At 57.4% G+C, this 23,203-nt stretch carries 18 protein-coding genes; 13 read left to right on the top strand and 5 right to left on the bottom strand.

The window, feature by feature from the left end; all coding sequences use genetic code 11:
- Positions 1 to 35: 35 nt before the first annotated feature.
- A complete protein-coding gene (locus ACR0DG_RS03055; RefSeq protein WP_480694186.1) occupies positions 36 to 3,065 on the top strand; it encodes a sarcosine oxidase subunit alpha family protein in 3,030 nt (1,009 codons plus the stop codon).
- Positions 3,058 to 3,624: a sarcosine oxidase subunit gamma gene (locus ACR0DG_RS03050; RefSeq protein ID WP_480694184.1), complete on the top strand. Its 567-nt coding sequence runs from the start codon at positions 3,058 to 3,060 to the stop codon at positions 3,622 to 3,624. Before ACR0DG_RS03055 ends, ACR0DG_RS03050 begins: the two co-directional genes overlap by 8 nt.
- Before the next feature lie 111 nt (positions 3,625 to 3,735).
- Here ACR0DG_RS03050 and ACR0DG_RS03045 read toward each other — a convergent pair whose 3' ends face one another.
- Positions 3,736 to 4,503: an FkbM family methyltransferase gene (locus ACR0DG_RS03045; protein ID WP_480707032.1), complete on the bottom strand. Its 768-nt coding sequence runs from the start codon at positions 4,501 to 4,503 to the stop codon at positions 3,736 to 3,738.
- Between the two features lie 101 nt (positions 4,504 to 4,604).
- On the opposite strand from ACR0DG_RS03045, the gene ACR0DG_RS03040 reads away from it, so the two are divergent.
- From ACR0DG_RS03040 to ACR0DG_RS03030, 3 genes are all read left to right on the top strand, one after another.
- Complete coding sequence (locus ACR0DG_RS03040; protein WP_480694180.1) at positions 4,605 to 5,204, top strand: superoxide dismutase; 600 nt, start codon at positions 4,605 to 4,607, stop codon at positions 5,202 to 5,204.
- Positions 5,205 to 5,207: 3 nt separating this feature from the next.
- Positions 5,208 to 6,089, top strand: a complete 882-nt coding sequence (locus ACR0DG_RS03035; protein ID WP_480694178.1) for a metallophosphoesterase — start codon at positions 5,208 to 5,210, stop codon at positions 6,087 to 6,089.
- A 209-nt stretch (positions 6,090 to 6,298) separates the two neighbouring features.
- The gene (locus ACR0DG_RS03030) at positions 6,299 to 6,751 is read left to right on the top strand and encodes a host attachment family protein (protein ID WP_480694176.1); all 453 of its coding nucleotides are present in this window, start codon (positions 6,299 to 6,301) and stop codon (positions 6,749 to 6,751) included.
- A 34-nt stretch (positions 6,752 to 6,785) separates the two neighbouring features.
- Here ACR0DG_RS03030 and ACR0DG_RS03025 read toward each other — a convergent pair whose 3' ends face one another.
- Complete coding sequence (locus tag ACR0DG_RS03025; protein ID WP_480694174.1) at positions 6,786 to 7,346, bottom strand: LOG family protein; 561 nt, start codon at positions 7,344 to 7,346, stop codon at positions 6,786 to 6,788.
- Positions 7,347 to 7,472: 126 nt separating this feature from the next.
- Here ACR0DG_RS03025 and ACR0DG_RS03020 point away from each other — a divergent pair, with 126 nt between their 5' ends.
- From ACR0DG_RS03020 to ACR0DG_RS03010, 3 genes are all read left to right on the top strand, one after another.
- On the top strand, positions 7,473 to 8,819 hold the full coding sequence (locus ACR0DG_RS03020; RefSeq protein ID WP_480694172.1) for a LysM peptidoglycan-binding domain-containing protein: 1,347 nt from the start codon (positions 7,473 to 7,475) through the stop codon (positions 8,817 to 8,819).
- A gap of 78 nt (positions 8,820 to 8,897) precedes the next feature.
- Entirely contained in the window at positions 8,898 to 10,703 is a 1,806-nt protein-coding gene (locus tag ACR0DG_RS03015) for an ABCB family ABC transporter ATP-binding protein/permease (RefSeq protein ID WP_480694170.1), read from the top strand.
- A 51-nt stretch (positions 10,704 to 10,754) separates the two neighbouring features.
- A complete protein-coding gene (locus tag ACR0DG_RS03010) occupies positions 10,755 to 11,159 on the top strand; it encodes a DUF2147 domain-containing protein (RefSeq protein WP_480694169.1) in 405 nt (134 codons plus the stop codon).
- Between the two features lie 57 nt (positions 11,160 to 11,216).
- On the opposite strand, the gene ACR0DG_RS03005 is transcribed toward ACR0DG_RS03010, so the two are convergent.
- Positions 11,217 to 15,017: an efflux RND transporter permease subunit gene (locus tag ACR0DG_RS03005; protein WP_480694167.1), complete on the bottom strand. Its 3,801-nt coding sequence runs from the start codon at positions 15,015 to 15,017 to the stop codon at positions 11,217 to 11,219.
- Positions 15,014 to 16,246 carry an efflux RND transporter periplasmic adaptor subunit gene (locus ACR0DG_RS03000; protein WP_480694165.1) on the bottom strand — a complete coding sequence of 411 codons (1,233 nt, stop codon included), beginning with the start codon at positions 16,244 to 16,246 and terminating at the stop codon, positions 15,014 to 15,016. The genes ACR0DG_RS03005 and ACR0DG_RS03000 overlap by 4 nt, the downstream gene beginning before the upstream one ends.
- A 225-nt stretch (positions 16,247 to 16,471) precedes the next feature.
- Here ACR0DG_RS03000 and ACR0DG_RS02995 point away from each other — a divergent pair, with 225 nt between their 5' ends.
- From ACR0DG_RS02995 to ACR0DG_RS02975, 5 genes are all read left to right on the top strand, one after another.
- Positions 16,472 to 17,143: a hypothetical protein gene (locus ACR0DG_RS02995; RefSeq protein WP_480694163.1), complete on the top strand. Its 672-nt coding sequence runs from the start codon at positions 16,472 to 16,474 to the stop codon at positions 17,141 to 17,143.
- A 41-nt stretch (positions 17,144 to 17,184) separates the two neighbouring features.
- On the top strand, positions 17,185 to 18,507 hold the full coding sequence (locus ACR0DG_RS02990; protein WP_480694161.1) for a PQQ-like beta-propeller repeat protein: 1,323 nt from the start codon (positions 17,185 to 17,187) through the stop codon (positions 18,505 to 18,507).
- Between the two features lie 48 nt (positions 18,508 to 18,555).
- Positions 18,556 to 20,019 (top strand): ribosome biogenesis GTPase Der, encoded by a 1,464-nt coding sequence (der, locus tag ACR0DG_RS02985; RefSeq protein WP_480694159.1) that lies wholly within the window; start codon positions 18,556 to 18,558, stop codon positions 20,017 to 20,019.
- 165 nt (positions 20,020 to 20,184) lie between these two features.
- Entirely contained in the window at positions 20,185 to 21,171 is a 987-nt protein-coding gene (locus tag ACR0DG_RS02980; protein ID WP_480694157.1) for a fatty acid desaturase, read from the top strand.
- An 81-nt stretch (positions 21,172 to 21,252) separates the two neighbouring features.
- On the top strand, positions 21,253 to 21,828 hold the full coding sequence (locus tag ACR0DG_RS02975; RefSeq protein WP_480694156.1) for a helix-hairpin-helix domain-containing protein: 576 nt from the start codon (positions 21,253 to 21,255) through the stop codon (positions 21,826 to 21,828).
- Positions 21,829 to 21,885: 57 nt separating this feature from the next.
- Here the strand turns inward: ACR0DG_RS02975 and serS are convergent, their stop codons facing one another.
- Positions 21,886 to 23,178 (bottom strand): serine--tRNA ligase, encoded by a 1,293-nt coding sequence (gene serS / locus ACR0DG_RS02970; RefSeq protein ID WP_480694154.1) that lies wholly within the window; start codon positions 23,176 to 23,178, stop codon positions 21,886 to 21,888.
- Positions 23,179 to 23,203: the final 25 nt, after the last annotated feature.

Here is a 23,203-nt window from a genome sequence, read left to right as displayed (position 1 = left end):
GCCATCCGTAATTCCGCCTGCGAAAGGTCAGCAACATGAGCACCCGTCTCGCAAACCAAGGCCGGCTGATCGACCGGTCGAAACAGGTCACATTCAGCTTCAACGGCACCTCGATGCAGGGGTATGAGGGCGATACGCTTGCCTCAGCCCTGCTGGCCAACGATCAGATGATGGTGGGCCGTTCGTTTAAATACCACCGTCCGCGCGGCGTCGTCGCGAGTGGGGCGGAGGAGCCGAACGCTCTGGTCGGTCTGGGGCAGGGTAATCGGTTCGAGCCGAACCAGCGTGCCACCACAACCGAGCTTTTCAACGGTCTGACATCGATTTCACAAAACCATTGGCCGAACCTTGAGTTTGACGTTGGTGCTGTGAACACGGCCTTGGCGTGTTTTTTGCCCGCCGGTTTTTACTATAAAACGTTCATCCACCCAAAGCCGTTCTGGAAGCATGTTTATGAACCCTTCATTCGCCAATCTGCTGGCTTGGGCAAAGCGCCGGATAAGGACAGCCGGGATGCGGATACGTATGAGCATTTCTACGCTTTCACCGATGTTCTGGTCATCGGCGGCGGTGTTGCCGGTCTGCAGGCGGCCAAAGTGGCGGCTGCGTCAGGTGCCAAGGTTCTGCTGATCGAGCAGACAGCGCATTGGGGAGGCCGTGCACCGGTTGACGGGGGCACCGTCAACGATGAGCCTGTGGATAAGTTCGTGGAACAATTGGTTTCCGAATTGGAAACAATGGACAACGTCACCATGCGCACTCGCTGCATGGGTGCGGGGGTTTATGACCACGGTTACGTGCTGGGATATGAGCGTCTGACCGACCATAAGCCGGGTGCTCAGGGTCCGCGTCATCGTCTGTGGCGCATCCGAGCAAAACAGGTTGTGACCGCCACAGGTGCGATTGAGCGTCCTTTGTCTTTTGCGGGCAACGATGTGCCAGGTGTCATGTTGGCGTCAGCCATGCGCGACTACGTGGTGAACTGGGGGGTGACCCCTGGTGACCGCGTCATTGTTGCAACAAATAACGATGATGCTTATCGCACCGCGATAACGCTAAAGAAGGCGGGTGTGGACGTTCTGCGCGTTGTCGATGCGCGCGACAATGCTGGCCCGCTGGCTGATGAAGCGCGAGAGTTGGGTATCCGTGTCGATCCTGGCAAGGCGATCGCCAAGGTCAAAGGCGGTAAACGCGTCAAGAAAGTTGCGATCTGTAACCAAGCCGGTATCGGTGGTGCCCGCGAAGAGGTTGAAGCTGATGCGGTCGCCATGTCAGGTGGTTGGTCGCCGGTTGTGCATATGTGGTCGCATTGCGGTGGCAAGCTGATCTGGGATGAGGCCAACGCGCATTTCCGGCCTGACCCATCGCGTCCTCCGCTGGGGGCAGACGGAGAAGGGTTCGTTCTGGCCGCAGGGTCATCAAACGGCCCGCTGTCTCTGGGCGATGTTTTGGCAGACGCCGACGCGGCAGGCAAAGCGGCGGCTAAGGCTGCAGGCTTTTCGGCAAAACGGACCAAGGCACCGGTTGGTGAGGCAGAAGGCGAAGCGCCTATGGCTGCTGTATGGCTGATGCCTGCCAATGCAGAAGTCCAATTGCGCATGAAGTCATGGCTGGACTTCCAGAACGACGTGAAAGTGTCCGACGTTCAGTTGGCCGCGCGCGAAGGATACGAGAGCGTGGAACATACCAAGCGTTACACCACGTTGGGTATGGCGACAGATCAGGGTAAGCTGAGCAACATCAACGGATTGGCGATCCTTGCTGATGCGTTGGATTCAGAGATCCCGAAGGTTGGAACCACCACCTTCCGCCCGCCATATACACCCATTTCGCTGGCGTCGATCGGTGGTGAGGCGCGTGGCGAGGTGTTCCAACCCATTCGTAAAACGCCGATGCATGATTGGCACGACAAGAACGGCGCTGATTGGGAGCCGGTGGGCCATTGGCGCCGGACTTACGCCTATGTCCGTCCTGGTGAATCCGTGCATGACGCGGTCAATCGTGAGGTCAAGAACACTCGCGAAAACCTCGGCCTGCTGGATGCATCGACGCTGGGCAAGCTGATCGTCAAGGGCCCCGATGCGGGCAAGTTTCTGGACATGATGTACACCAACATGATGTCCACGCTGAAGGTCGGCAAATGCCGTTATGGCCTGATGTGCTCGGAAAACGGGTTCCTGATCGACGATGGCGTTGTTGCCCGCATCGATGAGGATACGTGGCTGTGCCACACGACCACTGGCGGGGCCGAGCGTATCCACGGCCACATGGAAGAATGGCTGCAGACCGAATGGTGGGACTGGAAAGTCTATGTCGCCAACGTCACCGAGCAATACGCTCAGGTCGCAGTCGTCGGACCGAACGCACGCAAGGTTCTGGAGAAGCTGAACGCCCAAGCAGGCGGCGGCATGGACCTGTCGAAAGAGGCGCTGCCGTTCATGGAATGGCGCGACGGCAAGATCGGCGCGTTCGACGCGCGCGCCTACCGTATCTCGTTCTCGGGCGAGCTGTCCTATGAGATCGCGGTTCCGGCGTCCCAAGGTCAGGCGTTCTGGGACGCACTGGCTGAGGCAGGTAAAGAGTTCGGCGTAATGCCATACGGCACCGAGTGCCTTCACATCCTGCGGGCTGAGAAGGGCTTTATCATGATCGGTGATGAGACCGACGGTACCGTGATCCCGCAGGATCTGGGGCTGCATTGGGCTTTGTCTAAAAAGAAAGAAGACTTTCTTGGTAAGCGGGCACATTCGCGCAGCCACATGGCGGATCCAGAGCGTTGGAAACTGGTGGGTCTTGAGACTGTGGATGGATCTGTTCTGCCGGACGGTGCCTATGCAGTGGGCGAAGGCGTCAACGCCAATGGTCAGCGCAACATGATCGGGCGTGTGACATCCACCTACTATTCAGCCAACCTGGAAAAAGGTATCGCCATGGGTCTGATCAAACACGGTCCGGATCGCATGGGAGAGATTGTCGAGTTCCCGGGAACCGACGGCAAAACCTACAAAGCCAAGATCGTAGACCCGATCTTTTACGACAAGGACGGGGAGAAGCAGAATGTCTGAACCCATCAGCGCACTGAACCACGCCAGCTATGAGGGCATTGCCAAGGTGACCGAAGTCGGCCTGCAGGGCATGATCACCGTGCGCGGTGATTTGTCCGATAAAGTCCTTGCCAAAGCCGTCAAGGACGCAACCGGGCAGAAAGTACCCGGCCGGCGTGAAGCTTTGGTCAAAGGGGATACGGGCGTTGCCTGGATGTCGCCGGACGAATTGCTGATTCTGGTTCCATATGCCCAGGTGAATGAGAAGCTGGCCGCCATGACCGACGCGCTAAGTGGTACGCATTCCCTGGCGGTTAATGTTTCTGACGCTCGCGCAGTCTTTACTGTTTCTGGTGCGAACGCGCGCGAAGTGCTTGGCAAAGTGGCTCCGGTCGATTTGTCGGCGGACGCATTCCAGCCTGGTCAAATCCGCCGCTCTCGCTTGGCTCAGGTGGCGGGGGCGTTCTGGATGGACGACGCTGAAACCTTCCGCGTCGTTTGTTTCCGTTCGGCTGCGGATTACGTGTTCAAGCTGTTGAAGATCGCAGCGCAGCCGGGCAGTGAAGTCGGCGCTTACTGATCTTTGCTTGCCGCGAAAAACGTGGGTGAGGGGGCTTTGCCCCCTCGGCCTGCGGCCTCACCCTCAGGATATTTTTTGGCCAGATGAAGTTCGGATCGTAGGTTTCTATTTTCAGTCTTCTGCGCTGAAAAGATACGTGGGAAACTGGGTTTGGCCGCGATCACCGGTTAGAGCCGCTTTGCCGAATTCGCCAGTGAATGGGTCGAGGCACCCAGGGTAGAACTCCAACTCATCCAAGAGCATCTGCATCGCGGCGGCGCGGTTTTCCTCTTCCAGATAGGGTGCGTGCGTCGAGAGCAGCAAGGCTGGCCGTACGTCTTCCAGCCAATGCCGCAATGAGGGGAGAACCGAGAATTCGGCTCCTTCGATATCCATCTTGACCAGCGACACGTTTGATAGATCGACCGAAGCCGCGAATTGCTCCCAACCGATGGTGAGTGCATCGGTGCCGTGGTTGCCGTCATGCAAGAGCGAAGACGTGGAATCGCCCGCCTCGCCATGCGCAGATGCCATTCGTGTGACGCCGAGCCCTTCGGACAGCGCAACACTGAAGGCTGAGACGTTCTTGATATTGTTAAGCTCAAGATTCCACACCAGGTGGCGGTAGGCCACGGGATCAGGCTCAAAACACCAGACGTGACGGGCGCGACGGGCTGCGTACAAAACGGTAGGACCGATCCATGCGCCGATATCCAGATAGTCTTGTTCTGGTGAGAGGTATTGATCGAGAATGGCAAAGGTTTCAGGCTCCCACTCTCCGGCGGCGGCCTTGCGCCAGAACTTCGAATGGTAGGGATCGAGCCGAAATCGCTCTCCGTTCAGGCTGCCCGCATAGTATCCGCGAGCGCGGTAGAACATCTTGCGCGCCTGTGTCAGCATCATCTGCCTCCGGGTTTTGTGATCTCGGCCCTTGACCTGCGGCCCTTGCCGCAGCATTTAACCTGTGGAACCGCAACAATCATTTTCAACAGGGGGCCGAGATGGCTTTTGAACTTCCTGATCTTCCTTATGCACATGACGCGCTGGCAGCCAAGGGCATGTCCGCTGAAACATTGGAATATCACCACGACCTGCACCACAAGGCCTATGTCGATAACGGCAACAAGCTGATCGCTGGCACAGAATGGGACGGCAAGTCGCTGGAAGAGATCATCGTAGGCACCTACGACGCAAACGCCGTGGCGCAGAACGGTATCTTCAACAACATCAGCCAGCTTTGGAACCACAACCAGTTCTGGGAGATGATGGCCCCCGGCGATAACGCAATGCCCGGTGAGCTGGAGAAGGCGCTGGTCGAGAGCTTCGGTTCGGTTGACGAATTCAAGTCGCAGTTCAGCGCCGCGGGTGCCGGTCAGTTCGGCTCGGGCTGGGCATGGCTGGTCAAGAATGCTGATGGTTCGCTGGCCGTGACCAAGACCGAGAACGGCGTGAATCCGCTGTGCTTTGGTCAGACTGCTCTGCTGGGCTGCGACGTTTGGGAGCACTCCTATTACATCGACTTCCGCAACAAACGTCCGGCTTATCTGTCGAACTTCCTCGACAATCTGGTGAACTGGGAAAACGTTGCATCGCGGATGTGATCATTGACCCGTCGAGGGTTTATCAAGGGCCTGCTGGCGACAACGCTGGCAGGCCTTTTTGTTACCGCTTACGCGTTCTTCGTTGAACCTGCGCTGCGGCTGCGTGTTCGCAAGTGGCGGATCCGACGCGAAGACTGGACGGCTGCGCCATTGCGCATCGCCGTTTTGGCCGATCTGCATGTTGGGGAACCTCATATTGGGCTAAACCGGATAAAGCAGGTTGTGCGACGCACGAATGCTCTGTCACCGGATCTGGTTTTGCTGTTGGGGGATTTTGCTGCGGGTCACCGCATGATCTCAAACCCTGTTGCGATCAAGGATTTGGCGCCGGTGCTGTCCGGGTTGCAGGCCAAGCACGGTGTTTACGCAGTTCTGGGAAATCACGACTGGTGGGATGACCTGTCAGCACAACGCCGGGGCACAGGTCCAAATCTTTATGGAACGGAATTGCAACGAAACGGCATACAGGTCCTGTCCAATGAGGCGGTAAAGCTTGATGCTGCCGGGTGTTGGCTGGCCGGGCTGGAAGACCAGTTGGCAATTGTGACCGGGCCCGGTCGTTATCGGGGGCTGGATGATTTGCCCGGGACGCTTGAGCAAGTCACAGATGACGCGCCGGTGGTTCTGATGGCGCACGAGCCTGATATTTTCCCAAAGGTACCCGAGCGTGTTGCCGTGACGTTGTCAGGCCACACGCATGGTGGTCAGATTCGGTTGTTCGGGTGGTCGCCTGTTGTACCTTCGCGTTTCGGTAATCGCTACGCGTATGGCCACGTGCGGGAAGGGTCGCGCGATCTGGTCGTATCAGGTGGCATAGGGTGTTCCATTTTGCCAATTCGGTTCGGCGTAACGCCAGAAATCACGCTGATCGAGCTGTCCGCCTGACTGGTGGAATCCCGCCGACCCTTTCGTTTTCGCCAGTCAGTGGGATTGTATGGCGTGACGGAGTGCTTACCTAAAGTGAGCGGAGGGAGAGAACCGCAAATCAAATGAACAACGGTCAGGCAGCGCGCTGAAAAAATGTTTGGCGCGCAACAGTCTAACTATGTCCGAAGAAATGGGGACGGTCGCACAAACCATAACAGGAGATCACAATGGTCGCACTTGCACAGGGAACATGGATTGTCATCGCCGACGGTGAAAAAGCGTTGGTAATGGAGAATATCACGGATGCCGAGGATCCCAATTTTGTGGTGGTATCGGTTGAGGAAAGCGACGTACCAAACGGGAAACCTTCGGATCGGGCAGGACGCCGTCCAGACACAGGGCCCAATCAGAAATCAGCCGTTGCCGAACCCAAGTGGAAAAGCCATGCCAAATCCCTGTTCGTGCAGGATGTTGCCAACCTGTTGAACCGCAAGGGTCTGAAAGGGGCGTATAAACGCCTGGTGCTGGTGGCCAGTCCCCATGTTTTGGGCCTTTTGCGTCGCAGGTTGCACAGCGAGGTCTTGGGCAAAGTGGTTGCCGAAGTTGACAAGACCCTGACCAATCACCCGCTACACAAGGTTGAACAGGTCCTCACCAGTCGGCTGAAGCCTGCCGTTTGACCTAAGATTTACAAGCGGGCGCAAGGCCGCCCGCTTATGAAGCGGTCTTCAACAAACGCCTCAATGCAGACATAGCGGTGTCTGCGTCATCAACCCAAGTTATGAAGTCGGCCAGGGATGCGTCAGCGAATCCCTGGTTGATCACTTGTTGAACGAGGTCGCGCAAGGCGTCCCAGTACCCACCGACATTCATCACAAGAATGGGTTTGTCGTGCAAACCCAATTGCCGCCATGTGAGTGCCTCGAACAATTCGTCCAGCGACCCTGGCCCTCCGGGTAAGACAACGACGGCGTCGGCATTCATAATCATGACCTTTTTACGCTCGTGCATCGTCTCGGTGATCACGAAATGGGTTAGATCGGTTTTCCCCACCTCGCGCTGCAGCAGGTGAACAGGGATGACACCGAATGTATCGCCTCCGGCTGATTGTGCGGCTCGGGCTACCTCTCCCATCAGACCGACATCGCCGGCGCCATAGACCAATCGCCACCCTTCTTGTGCCAGCAGCTGACCGAATAGGCGCGCGGCGTCGGAATAGGCAGAATCAACACCATTTCGTGACCCGCAATACACACAGACGGATTTCTGAGACATAAAGGGGGTTCTCCGGGGTTGTAACTGGGGTTTTGACCCCTGATAGCGAGATTGATAGATTGGCTCAACCGTCAGGCAGAATACGTTAAAGTCAAAGCGTTTGCACTGCGGAGTGAAAGGAAAAGAATGGACGCCAAATCGGAAAGCGAAAGTTCCGGTGCAGTCACCTGGGGGGTGATTATCGGGATACTGGCTTTGGTCGGGGCCGGTGGGGCCTACATGTCCGGCGTGTTCGACGACGCTCCGGAGGATGCCGTGTCCCAAACCGACGTCGCCGTTCAACAGTCTGAGAGTAGCACGCCTCAGCAATCTGAAGGTGCTGAAGAAGCGCCTGTTGACGAGGCTCAGGTCGATGAGCCCGAGGCCGTTCCGCCTGCCAGCGAGGACGTAGCCGAAGATCAGGTGGACACTGCACAGGATGAACAACCCGCTGAGGATGTTGCCGCGACCACGCCGCCTTCGCTGGATCAGATTTTCGTCGAACCGGATGGGAACGCCGTTCTTTCGGGCAGTGCAGATCCGGGCGCGGTCGTACGTGTTTTGCTGGATGGCGAAACACTGCACAGCTTTACCGTTGACGATAGCGGCCAGTTTGCCGAGTTCGTTTCGATCCCGTTTGCGAATACCGCCCGTGGCCTTGCGCTTGAAACCGACGGTGAGGATCAGCCCGTGCGTTCGGATGACTATCTGATCGCAGCTTTGCCTGAACCCGAGATCGCGGTCGCCGAAGCCGAGGTTGCCGACGACACTGACGCGCAGGCGGAAACGTCGGCGATACCGGAAGAAGAGGTCGCGGAATCTGAAGTAACCGATACAGGGGCGGATACAGATGTTGCCACCCTTGAAACGGATGCTGATGCCGCCAGTGAAACAGCCGAAGATCAAGCAGACACTGCGCCGGAAAGTGATCAAAACCAGCAAGTTGCAATCTTGCGTTCAGGTGAAGATGGAGTGGAGCTTGTTCAACCCGCGACACCTCAGGACACCGATCCTGATCAAGTTGCGCTCGATACGATCGGGTATTCTGATGAGGGTGAGGTTGAGCTGACCGGACGCGTGCCGGATGGCTCTGTTGTGCGGCTCTATCTGAATAATCAACTGGTCGCGGATTTGCCGCCAACCGATGACGGCAAATGGCGGAGCGAGCTTGAGGACGTTGATCCGGGCGTCTACACGCTGCGTGTGGACGAAGTTGGAACTGACGGAACTGTCGTTAGCCGTCTGGAAACGCCGTTCAAGCGCGAACCACTTGAAGTTCTACAAGCCGCCAACGGAGATAACGGTGCGCCAGACCAAAGCGACGTTGCAGCAATCCGTTCCGTGACGGTGCAAGAGGGCGACACGTTGTGGGCGATTTCGCGTGAGCGGTATGGCGACGGCGTTTTGTTCGTAAGGCTGTTTGAGGCCAATCGGGACTCTATCCGCGATCCGGATCTTATCTATCCGGGGCAAGTGTTTACGATCCCAGAGTAATTCGACACCTCTGGCCCATCCGGGCCCGAGGTCTATCTCTGACCGCAGTACTGGTACGTGATGAGACGAGCAGCCCCGATGCAATCCGAAGATATGCCTGACACTGACGAGCGCCGCTCTGGCTGGAGGACGGTGCGGAAAGTCGCGCCGTATCTCTGGCCCGAAGATGAGCCGTGGGTGAAACGGCGCGTGATTTTGGCGATGAGCATGCTTGTTCTGGCCAAGCTGATCGCCGTTAGTACTCCTATCCTTTACAAGGGTGCCGTGGATAGCTTGGCGGGTGAGGGCGTTCCGCCGTTGGCCTTGGGTGCTGTCGGGTTAACGGTGGCTTATGGTGTCGCCCGAATGATGAACGTCGGCTTCCAGCAGTTACGGGATGCCGCTTTTGCGCCGGTTGGACAGCGTGCCCTGCGTGCGTTGGCGCTTGAGACGTTTCAGCATATACACCAACTGTCTATGCGCTATCACGTAACGCGCCGCACAGGCGGCCTGAGCCGCATCATCGAACGAGGCGTTAAAGGCGTCGAGTTCCTGTTGCGATTCCTGCTGTTTTCGATCGGCCCGCTGATCCTTGAACTGCTGCTGGTCGCCATCATCCTGATGTGGCTGTTCGATGTATGGTATCTGGTCGTCGTAGCCGTCACGATTGGGTTTTACATCTGGTTCACCTTCGCGGTGACCGAGTGGCGGGTGAAGCTGCGTCGCGAGATGAATGATCAGGATACCGAGGCCAATCAGCGCGCTATAGACAGCCTACTGAACTTTGAAACTGTCAAATATTTCAACGCAGAACAGCGCGAAGCTGAACGGTATGATGTGTCTATGAAGGCCTACGCAGGGGCTGCGCTCAAGACGGCGTATTCCTTGGCGTTCCTGAACTTTGGGCAGTCTTTCCTGATCACGTGCGGACTGATTGGCGTGATGGTTCTGGCGGCCGTCGGCGTTCAGAACGGCGCGTTGACTGTTGGTGATTTCGTCATGGTCAACGCCTACATGATCCAGATCACAGTGCCGCTGAACTTTTTGGGAACGGTTTACCGAGAAATTCGCCAGGCGCTGGTCGATATGGGACAGATGTTTGATCTGCTGGAACAACCCGCCGAAGTAACGGACAAGCCGGACGCCCCAGATTTGTCGGTGACAGGTGGCGAGGTGACATTGCAGGATGTCCACTTTGGCTATGACGCCGATCGGGAAATCCTAAAGGGTGTTTCGCTGACGATCCCGGCCGGTCAGACAGTTGCGATCGTCGGCGCGACTGGATCAGGCAAGTCGACAATCGGTCGGTTGCTGTTTCGGTTCTATGACGTCACTGGCGGTGCCCTTAAGATTGACGGTCAGGACGTGCGGGACGTGACGCAGACCAGCCTCCACGCCGCGATCGGAGTTGTTCCGCAAGACACTGTGCTGTTCAACGACACGATCCGTTACAACATCGCCTATGGTCGGGACGGGGCAACGCAGGATGATGTAGAGGCAGCAGCCAAAGCCGCGCAGATTCACGATTTTATCGTCACCTTGCCCGAAGGGTATGACACCAAAGTGGGTGAGCGGGGGCTGAAACTGTCCGGCGGTGAGAAGCAAAGGGTGGGGATCGCACGCACGCTGCTGAAAAACCCGCCAATCCTTTTGCTGGATGAGGCGACATCGGCCTTGGACACAGATACCGAGCAAGACATCAAGGACGCCTTGGCGCAGGCCGGTAAAGGCCGGACTGTACTGACCATCGCCCACCGTCTGAGCACGATTGCCGAGGCGGATCGCATTGTGGTGCTTGAGCGTGGAGAGATCATCGAACAGGGCACGCATGATGAGTTGTTGCAGCATGAGGGACGTTATGCGCAGCTGTGGAACCGTCAGCAATCTGACGCTCAGGCCGCCTGATCGCGTTTGGGTTTTGTGGTACACTCCGCGTTGTTTATCGGAGGAATTGTCATGAGATCATTCGTTGGTGCAGCATTGGTATCGTTGGCAGGGTGTTGGGCAAGCATGACCATGGCTGCCAGCGATCCCATCGTGGGTGTCTGGAAGACAGAGCCGGATCGCAAGAACCTCATCTCTCACATCAAGGTCACGGCTTGCGGCGACAAGTTCTGCGGCCAGATATTGTCGGCTTATGATTCCACCGGGAAAGAAGTTCAGACGCCAAATATCGGCAAAAAGCTGTTCTGGGACGTGGCTAGTGAAGGGAATGGAAAATACGGTGGTGGCGACATTTGGATACCGCTTGTGAACGTTGATGTCGTTCCGCAACTGACACTGACCGGAGATTCTCTGACCATCCGAGGGTGCGAGCATGTGGTTTGCGGTCACCAGACCTGGACGCGAATATCGCAATAGTTCGGGTATACCTAACCGGTTCAGAAAAAACGGCGGGCTGAAAGGCCCGCCGTTTTTCTATTCAGCTGCTTTCAACGGGGATGTTGGTGGATGCCCCGGGTCTCGGTCCGGTTTTTCACTAGGATCCGAAAGATCGCCCCACAGAACTTCGTTTGCCTGAACTTGTCTGGCGGCTTTGCCGATCTCCATATCCAGCGCCACCCGACTGTACTCACCTGCGGTCGCACGGGCCAGCAACTTACCCAGCCAAATGGCGTAAGTGGTTACCCAGACACGCAGCGCAAGGAACGACGGTGTTACGATGAGCGTCAGCACTGTCGCAACCCCAAGGCCGAACACCACGGCGGTCGCCAGCTGTTTCCACCACAGCGCCGTTGGGCTGTCGATGGAATAGCCGCCGTTGATAAAGTCCAACGACAGGCCGAACATCATCGGTGTCAGACCTGCCATCGTGGTCAAGGTGGTTAACAGAACGGGGCGAATGCGCGCCTCGGCCGTGCGGATGATCGCCTCGATCCGGGGCATATACTGGCTGTATTCCTGATAGGTGTCGATCAGAACAATGTTGTTGTTCACCACGATCCCGGCCAAAGCCACGATCCCTGTTCCGGTCATGATGATCGAAAACGGTTGCTGCATAACCAGCATTCCGATCAGAACGCCGGTGGTGGACAGAACGACTGCCAGTAGAACAAGGATCGAGTTGTAGAACGAGTTGAACTGCGCCAGCAGGATCACGAACATCAAGCCCAACGCTCCGGCGAAGGCCTTCAGAAGGAAAGCACCGGATTCGGCTTGATCTTCCTGATCACCCGTCCATTCCCAAGTGATTGAGTTACCGAAGGGGCTGGTATCCAGCCATTGGGTCAGGGCCGCAATCCTCTCATTCGGGTTGATGGGGACAAAACTGACTTCACCGGCTGAGGTATTGGAGCGCAATTCCTCAATGCCCTGAGCACCAGTAAGGCTTACAACCTCATAAAGCGTTCCATCATCACGCTCGATAGTCGGTAAGCCAGAAGGGACGTCAGCCGTGATTTCGCGAACGACTGCCAATGGCTGATTTTCATTGGGCGCGCCGGTGGAGTCCGACTGGGTACCCATAACGCTGATGAGGCCGGGTTCAACATCAGCCTTAACGTCAAAGTAACGCTCTTGATCCACCCGGTTGATCTCGGCCAGCTTTGCGACCGGTTGGCGGGTCACAAAGTTGGACAACGGGACCAGCCCGTCCGTCGTGCGCACTTTCAGCGTATCCAAGGTAGACAGGACGCGATCTTCATCGGGCAGGCGTACGCGGATTTCAATCTCTTCATCGGTTGTGTCGGGACGCATTTCGCCCAACAGCAAGCCGCGCGTTACCAACTGAACCATAGCGCCGACAGTGGCCACATCCGCGCCGAACCGGCCAGCTTTGGCGACGTCCACGTCAATTTGCCAGTCGATGCCCGGAAGGGGCAGCGTGTCTTCGATCTTGATCAGCCCCGGCGTTTCATCAAACACGGCGCGTGCAGCCAACGTCGCCGCCGTCAGCTCTTCGCGGTTGTCGCCCTTCAGGCGCAGGTGCACCGGTTTGGCAGAGGCGGGGCCCTGTTCCAAAGGCAGGATCTCGACAATGACACCGGGTATCTGCGCAAGTTCGGCGTTCAGCTGGTCCAACACAAAATCGCCGTCGAACTCCGGCGCCACCGTATGTCGATCCAGCAACCCACCGAATATGGGATCGGACACGTTTGGTCTGTCTTCCCACGGAATGATTTCGAATTGCACCTGGCCGATCGTATCCGCGGGCTCTTGCGCACCGCCGTTATTCTGGTTCAGACCACCTTCACCTGCGAACGAGAATACGTTGATCACGGCTGGGTGCGCACCAATGATCTTCTCGGCAGCAAGGACCATTTCGTCCTTTTCTGTCAGGGAAATGTTGCCGCGGGCGCGAACATAGGCCGTCGCCTGTTCGGGTTCACTTTCAACAAAGAACTCGACACCGCGATTGTTGCTCATAAAGGTAAACACCACCGCGACGACGGCCAAAGCCACGGTCAGAATCGAGACCACCGGCATGATCGGGTTTCCGACAAGGAACCGGATGGCGCGGCCAAAGGGTGTGTGTTCGCGCGCTGTGTGCACATGTTCCTCTGGCGCGCGTTCAATCCTTGCGGCGCTCAGCGTGACAGAGCCTGCAAACGCACCCAGCAGAAACAATACCGAACCGAAGATAAGCCCGCCGGTCGGCCCAAGCGGCAGCAAGTATGTGGGGTTCAGCAACTGCATTGCACCCAGGAAAATCATGTACAATGCAGGTGGAACCATGGCCACGCGCGCCCACCACGAGGTGCGCGCCCGCAACCAATCCGAAATACGGTCAAACACGCGGCTGAGGCGGCCTGAAACACCGCCCATAACCGGCAGGTAAATCAGCGCAACGATCAGCGACGCCGAAAGAACAAAGATCAAGGTGACCGGCAGCATACCCATGAACTCACCCGGTACGCCGGGCCAGAACAACATGGGCAGGAAAGCGCAGAGTGTCGTGGCGGTTGACGACACGATGGGCCAGAACATGCGCTGGGCCGCTTCGACATAGGCGTGCATGGGCCCCACACCTTCTTTGATGCGCTTGTCGGCGTATTCAACAACGACAATGGCCCCGTCGACCAACATCCCGACCGCCAGGATCAAACCGAACATGACGATGTTCGATATGCTGACGCCCATCACAGCAAGGAAGGCAAAGCACAGCAGGAACGACGTCGGGATTGCGAACCCGACCAGCAGCGCGGCGCGCGTTCCCAGCGAGGCTAGGACAACGATCATCACCAGTGCGATTGCGGTCAGCACCGATCCTTCCAACTGGCTGACCATCGAGCCGACGATACGGCTTTGGTCGTTCGATGTGCCAAGCTCGATCGTGGCCTGCATCTGAGGGGGCCATTTGACCTGTGCCGCCTCAATGGTCTTTTTCACGTCCTGAACCGTGTCGATCAGGTTGAAACCCTTGCGTTTGACGACCTGCAAGGCGACCGTCGACTCGCTGTTGAAGCGGGCTGTGCCTATCCGATCCTCAAACGTGTAGTTGATCTGGGCCAACTCACCCAAAGTTACCACGCGGTCGCCATTTACCTTGATGGGCAGGGCGTACACATCCTGCGCGGTTTTGAACGAAGATGGGATCTTGACCGAGAACGTACCTTGCGCGGTCTCAACCTCACCGGCAGCAATCAGCTGGTTGTTGTTCTGGACCACATTGATCAACTCGGCGGCTGTGACGTTGTATGCCTCAAGCCGCAGCGGGTCGATAATCACCTCAAGCAGTTCATCGCGGTTCCCGGCGACGCCAGCCTCCAGGACGGAATCCATCGCTTCCAGATTGTCCTGCAAGTCTTTGGCAACACGTGCCATCGTCCTTTCCGGCACAGCTCCGGTCAAGTTGACGATGACAATTGGGAACTCGGAAAAATTGATCTCGGTCAGCGAGTATTGTTCGGCGCCTTCGGGAAACTCGGCCTGGGCGCTGTTCATGGCGTCTCGGACGTCGGCCATGATCGCGGTCTTGTCCCAGCCAAAGTCAAACTCGAGCGCGACACCGGCATAACTTTCGGCTGCCGTTGATGTCATTTCCTTGAGGCCGTCCAAATCGGCCAGCTCGGTCTCCATCGGTTTTACCAGCAGGTTTTCCGCGTCTTCGGCCGAAATACCGGGGAACTGGACCGAGACAAACAACGCCGGGATTTCAATATCTGGCTCGCCCTCTTTGGGCAGGCTGACATAGGCAAAGCCGCCAACGATCAGCGAAATCGCGATAAAGGCCAGAACCATTCGGGCCCGGCCTGCGGCCCAACTGACGATTCCGGTCATTCGGTGGTTTCCCTATAAGTCGGCGCTACAGTGACACCGCTTGTTACGAATTCATGCCCGACAACGATTATGTCGGTTGTTTCCGGCAGCCCACCAACCCAAACACCTTCGGGCGTGTCCCGCAGAAGTTGAATTGCCCTGAAGTCCACCACGTTGTCTTGACCCACAGTGCGCACGCCGACCTGACCTTCGTTATTCAAAGTCAGAGCGGACTGAGGCAGCAAATGTGCCTTGGCCCCTTCGGCTGCAATTCGAATGTCGGCGGTTTGCCCGTCCCGGATCGCCAGTTCAGGGTTGGGAACCGTAATTTCAACCTCGAAGGTGCGGGTGGTTTCATCGGCGGATCGGCTTAGGAACGTCACGCGACCGGCGACCTGCAAACCTGTCACCAATTTCGCGGTGGCTTCTGAGCCGACAGTGACGCGGTTCACTTCGGTTTCGGGAACAAATCCCACCAGTTTGATCGGGTCCAATTGAATGACGGTGGCACACAATGATCCCGGCAGCATCAAGCTACCTAGCTCTGCCGTGTCGCTTTCAAGCAATCCTTTGAACGGTGCCTCTATTGTCTGGCGGTCGATCTCTTTACGTGCAGCTTCGACTTCGGCAACGGCGGCTTCGATTCCGGCGCGCGTTGCTTCCAACCCGGCTTCGGCGGTCTTCACACCAGCCTCTGCGGTTCGCATCGCAGCTTGGCTTGAGATCCTGCGGGTTTCCGAGCCAAAACCGGTCTCCGACAAACGCTGAGCCGCTGTCAGATTGATTTCCGCTTCGGCCACCAGTGCATGCGCTTCTTCCAAACGTGCCTCGGCTTCGGGGATGCGGCTTTCGGCTTCCAGCTTGCCTGCCATTGCTTCGGCAAGACTGGCCGGGCGTGTTCCGGGGTCCAGTTCGCACAACACATCTCCGGCTTCTACGAAGGTGCCTTTTCGCTTGGGGTCAGATATGACGGTCGAAGTCGTCTCAGCCAAAACTTCAACCTGACGATTGGCTTTTGTCTGACCGCGCAGCAATACAGCACTGTCGATTTCGCGTGCGACAGAACGGATTGCCACAACCCCTACGGCAGTCTGTTCCGCAGCGGTCGTGCCGTCAGTTTCGGCTGTGGATGCCGCGTTTCCGTCTGCTTCTGCGCGTCCGGCTATGGCGAACAGGGTGTCCCGCTCGAAAACCACCAAGAAAAGGGCGATCGTAACGAGAAGAGCGTTTATCATTGAAATCAAACGCATACAGAGACTCTCCCAGAATTCTTCGCCAAGATTTCTTCGGCGCACACGCGGTAATGTGGGTTCGATTATGTACTTTTTCTACGCTAAACTGAATAGTTTGGTTCACTTTTTTGCGCAACCCAGACAGGACCCGGTGAAAATGTGCGAAATCGGACCCTTGGCTTGGCAAAGACGCCGGGGTATGACATTGCGCCATACACCACTTTCACAGCCCGGAGGGCAGGGATGAGCGACGTCGACAGTTTTATTGATGAGGTGACCGAAGAGGTGCGCCGAGATCGCCTTTATCTGTTGCTGCGCAGGTGGGGTTGGATCGGTGTTTTGCTGGTGGTTCTGATCGTCGGCGGTGCTGCGTTTAATGAAATTCGCAAGGCACGCACAACCTCTCAGGCCGAGCAGCTTGGCGATGCGATTCTGGCGTCGCTGGCGCAGAATGACTCGGCCCAGCGTGCTGCGGGTCTGGGAAGCGTTGAAGCAGGCTCGCCCGGCGGGGATGCCGTTCTGAATATGTTGTTGTCGGCATCGCAGATAGAGGCGGGGTCTGAACAAGCGGCTGTTGATAGCTTAAATGCTATTGCGGTGCAGGGTGAACTTCCTGAAATCTACCGCGCCATTGCAACGTTCAAGGCGCTGCTTTTGCAAAGCGAAACACTGCCAGCGGCAGACCGCCGCCAACAATTCGAAGCTTTGGCAGCACCGGGTGCGCCGTTGCGTCTGCTGGCCGAAGAACAACTGGCGCTGATCGACGTTGCCGAAGGTAACGCGGATGCCGCAATCGAACGATTGCAGGCCCTGCGCCAGGATGCCGAGATCGGGGTAGACTTGCAGCAGCGCGCGACCCAATTGATTGTTGCCCTTGGCGGCCAGCCCGAGCCTTTGGTGGCCCGTCAGGGCTAAAGCGCGGCAAAACCAGTTATGACAGGCGAGTTCGGATCATCATGGTAACAAGTCTATTTTCCCGCGTTGGGTTGTCGATTGCAGCAGCGTCGCTGACCCTTCTTGCTGCGTGTGAAGAGCCCGAAGTCATCTTGCCCGGTGCGCGCGAAGACATCCGCCCAGCCACGGACACTGAAACTGTCGAAAGAAGCGGATCCAAGCCTATAAGCCTGCCTGCGCAAACGGCAAACTCCAGCTGGCCGCAAAGCCCGGGGACCCAGGCGTTCCGAACGACTCATGCCCAATTGCGGTCGGCACCGCAAAGGGTTTGGTCAGCCTCGATCGGGCAGGGGGATTCGCGCAAGCAAAGGATCACCGCAGAGCCTGTCGTCGCTGATGGCTTGATCTACACTTTGGACTCCGCTGCAACTGTGTCCGCGACTTCGCTGCAAGGCCAACGGGTTTGGAGCGTGGACCTGATCCCAGCAACCGATAGTGAGTCGGATGCGACAGGCGGTGGAATGGCGTATTCCAACGGCGTTCTCTATGTCTCATCCGGCTTTGGTCGCCTGACAGCGCTTGAAGGGAAAACCGGAACCATTCGCTGGCAAAAGCGTCTGAATGCGACGGGCAGCGGTGCGCCTTTGGTCAATGGTGGCCTATTATATCTGGTCGCTGGGGATGAAACCGGCTGGGCCGTTGATATCACGGATGGTCGGATCGCCTGGCAAATTCAGGGCACACCCAGTGTTGGCAACGTCCTTGGCGCGCCGGCGCCAGTTATCGCATCTGAATTCTCGGTGTTCGCCTTTGGTTCGGGCGACGTGGCCGCAACCTTCCGTCAGGGCGGCATTCGTCGTTGGAACGCCTCTGTCGCCGGAGGGCGCCGGGGTCGTGCTGCAGCGCAGATTGTGGACGTGACGGGTGGCCCGATGGTTGTTGGCGACACGATTTATATCGGTAACCACTCAGGTCGGACCGTGGCGTTTGACAGCAGTTCGGGCGAGCGGCAATGGACTGCTGACGAAGGTGCGGTCGATACGGTTTGGCCGGCGGGTGGCAGCCTGTTCCAGATCAGTGATCGCAGCCAGCTTGTGCGTTTGGATGCTTCGGATGGCTCTGTAATCTGGGCGCAGGATTTGCCCGGTTTTATTAAGGACAGGCCGAACCGACGCGGACCGATCGTGGCACATTACGGTCCGATCTTGGCCGGTGGCCGAATTGTGCTGGCATCAAACGATGGTTTTTTGCGTTTCTTCAATCCGGTCGATGGCACCTTGGTCAATCAGGTCGAAGTGCCGGGCGGGGCGACCACATCGCCCGTGGTTGCGGGCCAGACACTGTACGTCGTCTCGACCAAAGGTGATCTACACGCTTTCCGTTGACCACAAGATGCGCTAAAGGGCGCGTCTGAGTCTTGAAAGTTGAGTATCATGTCGCTGACCCTCGCTATCGTGGGGCGCCCAAACGTGGGCAAATCCACCCTGTTCAATCGCCTTGTGGGCAAACGTCTGGCTTTGGTCGACGACCAGCCCGGCGTGACGCGTGACCTGCGCGAAGGTGAGGGACGTCTCGGCGATTTGCGTTTTACCGTGATCGACACCGCAGGTTTGGAAGACGCCACCGATGACAGCCTGCAAGGCCGGATGCGTCGCCTGACCGAACGCGCGGTGGACATGGCGGATGTCTGCCTGTTCATGATCGACGCGCGGGTCGGCTTGACCCCCACGGATGAGATGTTCGCGGAAATTCTGCGCAAGCGGTCAAAACACGTCATTCTGGCCGCCAACAAGGCTGAAGGATCAGCGGCGGACGCAGGCGTGCTTGAGGCCTATAACCTGGGTCTGGGTGAGCCCGTTCGTCTGTCGGGTGAACATGGCGAAGGGATGACGGACCTTTACACTCACCTCATGCCGCTGGCCGACGCTGCCGCCGAAAAGGCGCAGGAAGACGCGCCCGAAACCGATATTGAACTCGATGAAGATGGTGAGGGCGAAACGCCTTTGATCACCGCTGCCAAGCCTTTGCAGGTTGCAGTTGTGGGCCGACCGAACGCTGGCAAATCTACATTGATCAACAAGATCATTGGTGAGGATCGTCTGTTGACCGGGCCCGAGGCCGGGATCACCCGCGACGCGATCAGCTTGCGTATCGATTGGGCCGATCCGGATGGTGAAAGCACCCCAATGCGGATTTTTGACACCGCGGGGATGCGAAAGAAAGCCAAGGTTCAGGAAAAGCTCGAAAAGCTGTCGGTCTCGGACGGGTTGCGCGCAGTAAAATTCGCCGAGGTTGTCGTTGTTTTGCTGGATGCCGCTATCCCGTTTGAGCAACAAGACCTAAGGATCGCAGACTTGGCCGAGCGCGAAGGCCGCGCCGTGGTCGTTGCGGTGAACAAGTGGGACATCGAAGAAGACAAGCAGGAAAAGCTGCGCGATCTGAAAGAATCCTTCGAGCGCCTGTTGCCGCAACTGCGCGGTGCACCGCTGATCACGGTATCGGCGAAAACCGGGCGCGGGCTGGAACGTCTGCGCGCCGCGATCCTGCGTGCCCATGATGTCTGGAATCGTCGCGTGCCGACGGCGGCACTGAACCGTTGGTTGACCGCGATGCTGGAACAGCACCCGCCGCCAGCGCCGCAGGGCCGCCGGATCAAGCTGCGCTATATGACGCAGGCCAAAACCCGCCCGCCTGGCTTTGTTGTGATGTGTTCCCATCCCGACAAGATGCCGGAAAGCTACACGCGTTATCTGGTCAATGGTCTGCGCGAAGACTTTGATATGCCAGGTACGCCCATTCGCCTCACCCTACGGGGGCAGGGCGACAAGAACCCCTACAAGGGAAGGCGCAAGAAAAACGCAGGCGCGCTTGCCAAGCATCTCAAGGGTCGCGCGTAACTGCGCCAATTTTCAGCATTTTCGACCGGGGGGCGTGACAGCCCCCTTTCTGAGCGTTAGCATTCCAGTGTGTGCATTTGTTTTGTTGCACAGCGCTTGTATGCGGATTTTCCGCACCTAGTTTTGAATCATAAATTAACAGGACCATCGCGGGGAGCGGACTTGATGGATCTGAGGGAATACACGCGACAATATGCGGTACAGGACAATAGGCTTGCCGCGCTGAGCTATTTTGGAACCTTTGCGGTGTATTTCGCATCGCTGACGCTGGCGATTGCCTTCGTGAATCACTGGTACATCATGATTCCAGCCGGAATCGTCTTCGCGTTTTCGGCCGTTCGACTTTATGTGCTGCAACATGACTGCGGCCACCATTCGCTGTTTGAGACCCGTCAGCAAAACGAATGGGCCGGCCATGGGTTGTCTCCGTTCACGTTTGCGCCATTCGAGGTCATGAAACAGAACCACAACCTGCACCACTCTGGCATTGGCAATCTCGAGCATCGCGAAACCGGTGAGATTCACACGATGACCCTGCGCGAATGGAAAGAGGCGGATTGGAAGACCCGATTGTTCTATCGCCTGTACCGGAATCCGTTCGTGCTTGTCCCGATCGGAGCGCTTTTCACATACTTCATCCGGTATCGCTGGCCGAAAAACACCGTTCGTTTTGGTGTCGCGGGTGTGTTGCTGCACAACCTGTCGATTGTCGTGTTCCTGGGGCTGCTCTACCTGATCGCGGGCACAACTGGCGTTTTGGTGTGGCTGGTGTTTTCGTTTGTCGGGGGGATGCTGGGCGTTTTCCTCGTATACCTTCAGCACAATTTTGAAGACACCTATTGGGATCGACGCCCGGATCTGGATCCCAAGATAGCAGCTTTACAGGGGTCTTCGGCGCTGGATTTTGGCTGGTGGTTCGACAACGCCGTCGCCTGCATTACCTTGCACGATATCCATCATTTCAACGCACGCATCCCGTCTTATCGATTGCGTGCATGCCACTATAACCTGCCACCAGAGTTCACACCCAGACGCATCAAGTTTCCTGAGGCCATCGCGGCGCTGAACCTCAAGCTTTGGGACGAAGATACAAAGCGGCTGGTGCCATTTCCCAAAGAAGGGCATTCTGGTGACCTTGCACATAGCAGCTGAGGTACAACAGCTTCCCTGACTTGCAGTAACGTATATCTTGTGTATATACGTATTGGCACAGAGATAACGAAAGGAATGAGAATGACCGCAGTAACCGATGTAAAAGGCGTGGGAGAGGCATTGGGCCAAGCGCTTGCGGCAAACGGCTTTAAGACTGCCGAAGCCGTCGCCAAGGCAGCCCCAGCTGATCTGGTTAAGGTCCCACGCATCGGTGCTGCACGTGCGCCTTTGTTGATTGCGGCGGCCAAAGAAGCCATCGCATCCAAAACCACAGCTAAACCGACGGCGGCCAAACCCACCGCTCGCAAAGCGCCTGCCCGTAAACCTGCCGCGCGGAAAACCGTTGCAAGCGCCGCTGCCGAAAAGCGCGCGCAGGAAGCGGCTCGAAAGGCGGCCGAGGAAAAGGCCGCAGCAGAAGCTGCCGAGGCAAAAGCCAAAAAGAAAGCCAAGACCAAGGCTAAGGCGGAAAAAGCAGCTGAGAAACGGGCCGAGATGGAGGCCGTCTTTTCCAAAGCCAAGGACAAGGTGAAAGCCAAGGCCAAGAAAGACAAGAAATCCAAAAAGGACGACAAGTCCAAAGACAAAAAGAAAAAAGACGCGAAGAAAAGCGACAAGTCCAAAGACAAAAAGAAAGACAAGAAAAAAGCGAAGAAGTAAACCTTCCTCGCTTTCCGTTTCCGTTAAGCCGGTGTCGCGATCTGCGAGCCGGCTTTTCTATGCCAGTGTCCCATCTAACTGCAGGGTCAGTTTGCCACCCAGATAGGGGCTGAGTACCTCGGGCAAAGTAACGGTGCCATCAGCGTTCTGGCCGTTCTCTAATACTGCGATCAGGCAGCGGCCGACCGCCAATCCCGACCCGTTCAGCGTGTGGACATATTCTGGTTTGCCGCCACCTTCGGGCCGGAACCGTGCGTTCATACGTCGGGCCTGAAAGTCACCACAGGTCGAGACAGAGCTGATCTCGCGGTAGGTGTTTTGGCCGGGCAACCACGCTTCGATGTCGAACGTGCGGCGCGCGCCAAAGCCCATATCGCCCGTGCACAGGATTACTGTGCGATAGGGGATACCCAGCTTTTCCAGAATACCCTCGGCGCAGCGCAGCATGCGTTTCTGCTCGTTGTCCGAGTTGTCAGGATGCGTGACCGAGACCATCTCGACCTTCTCAAACTGGTGCTGCCGCAACATGCCGCGCGTGTCTTTGCCAGCGCTGCCAGCCTCGGACCGGAAACACAGCGAATGCGCGGTGTAGCGGCGCGGCAGGTAACTTTCCTCGATCAGCGTGTCATTGGCGATATTGGTCAGCGAAACCTCGGAGGTCGGGATCAGCCACCAGCCTTCTCGGGTCTGATAGCTGTCCTCGCCGAACTTCGGCAACTGACCGGTACCCTGCATCATCTCGGACAGAACCAGAACCGGGCCATTCACCTCGGTCAGTCCGTTTTCGTTGATATGCGTGTCCAGCATGAACTGCGCCAGCGCGCGGTGGATGCGCGCAACGCCGCCGGACAGCAGCACAAAGCGCGAGCCAGAGAGTTTGGCTGCTGTTTCGAAGTCCATGCCATCCTGAACAGCTTGGATTTCAAAATGCTCTTTCGGTTCAAAGTCCAGCTCGCGCGGGGTGCCCCAGCGGTTGACCTCGACATTGTCGTTTTCATCTGCGCCTTCGGGCACATCGTCTGCGGGCAGGTTTGCAATGCGGATCAGTTGATCCGCAAGCAGCGCGTCCAGATCCTTGGCCTCAGTCTGCATTTGCGCGATCTCGGCCTTTTTCTCGGCCACCAATGCGCGAAGGCGCTCGAACTCGGCCTCATCACCGCGCCCTTTGGCGGCGCCGACCTCTTTGCTGGCCTTGTTCTGTTCGGCTTGCGCGGTTTCAGCGGCCAGAATCTTTGCACGGCGACTTTCGTCCAGCCGCAGCAGGTCTGACGACACCGGCGCGTCCCCACGGCGCGCAAGGGCGGCGTCGAAGGCGGCAGGGTTTTCGCGAATGGCGCGGATGTCGTGCATGGTTCAGATCCTTAAATGCGTGAAT

It is taken from the genome of Ruegeria sp. BG8, from assembly GCF_056538325.1.
The sequence above is the reverse complement of the archived record's forward strand: the minus strand, read 5'-3'. Positions and strand labels throughout refer to the sequence as shown.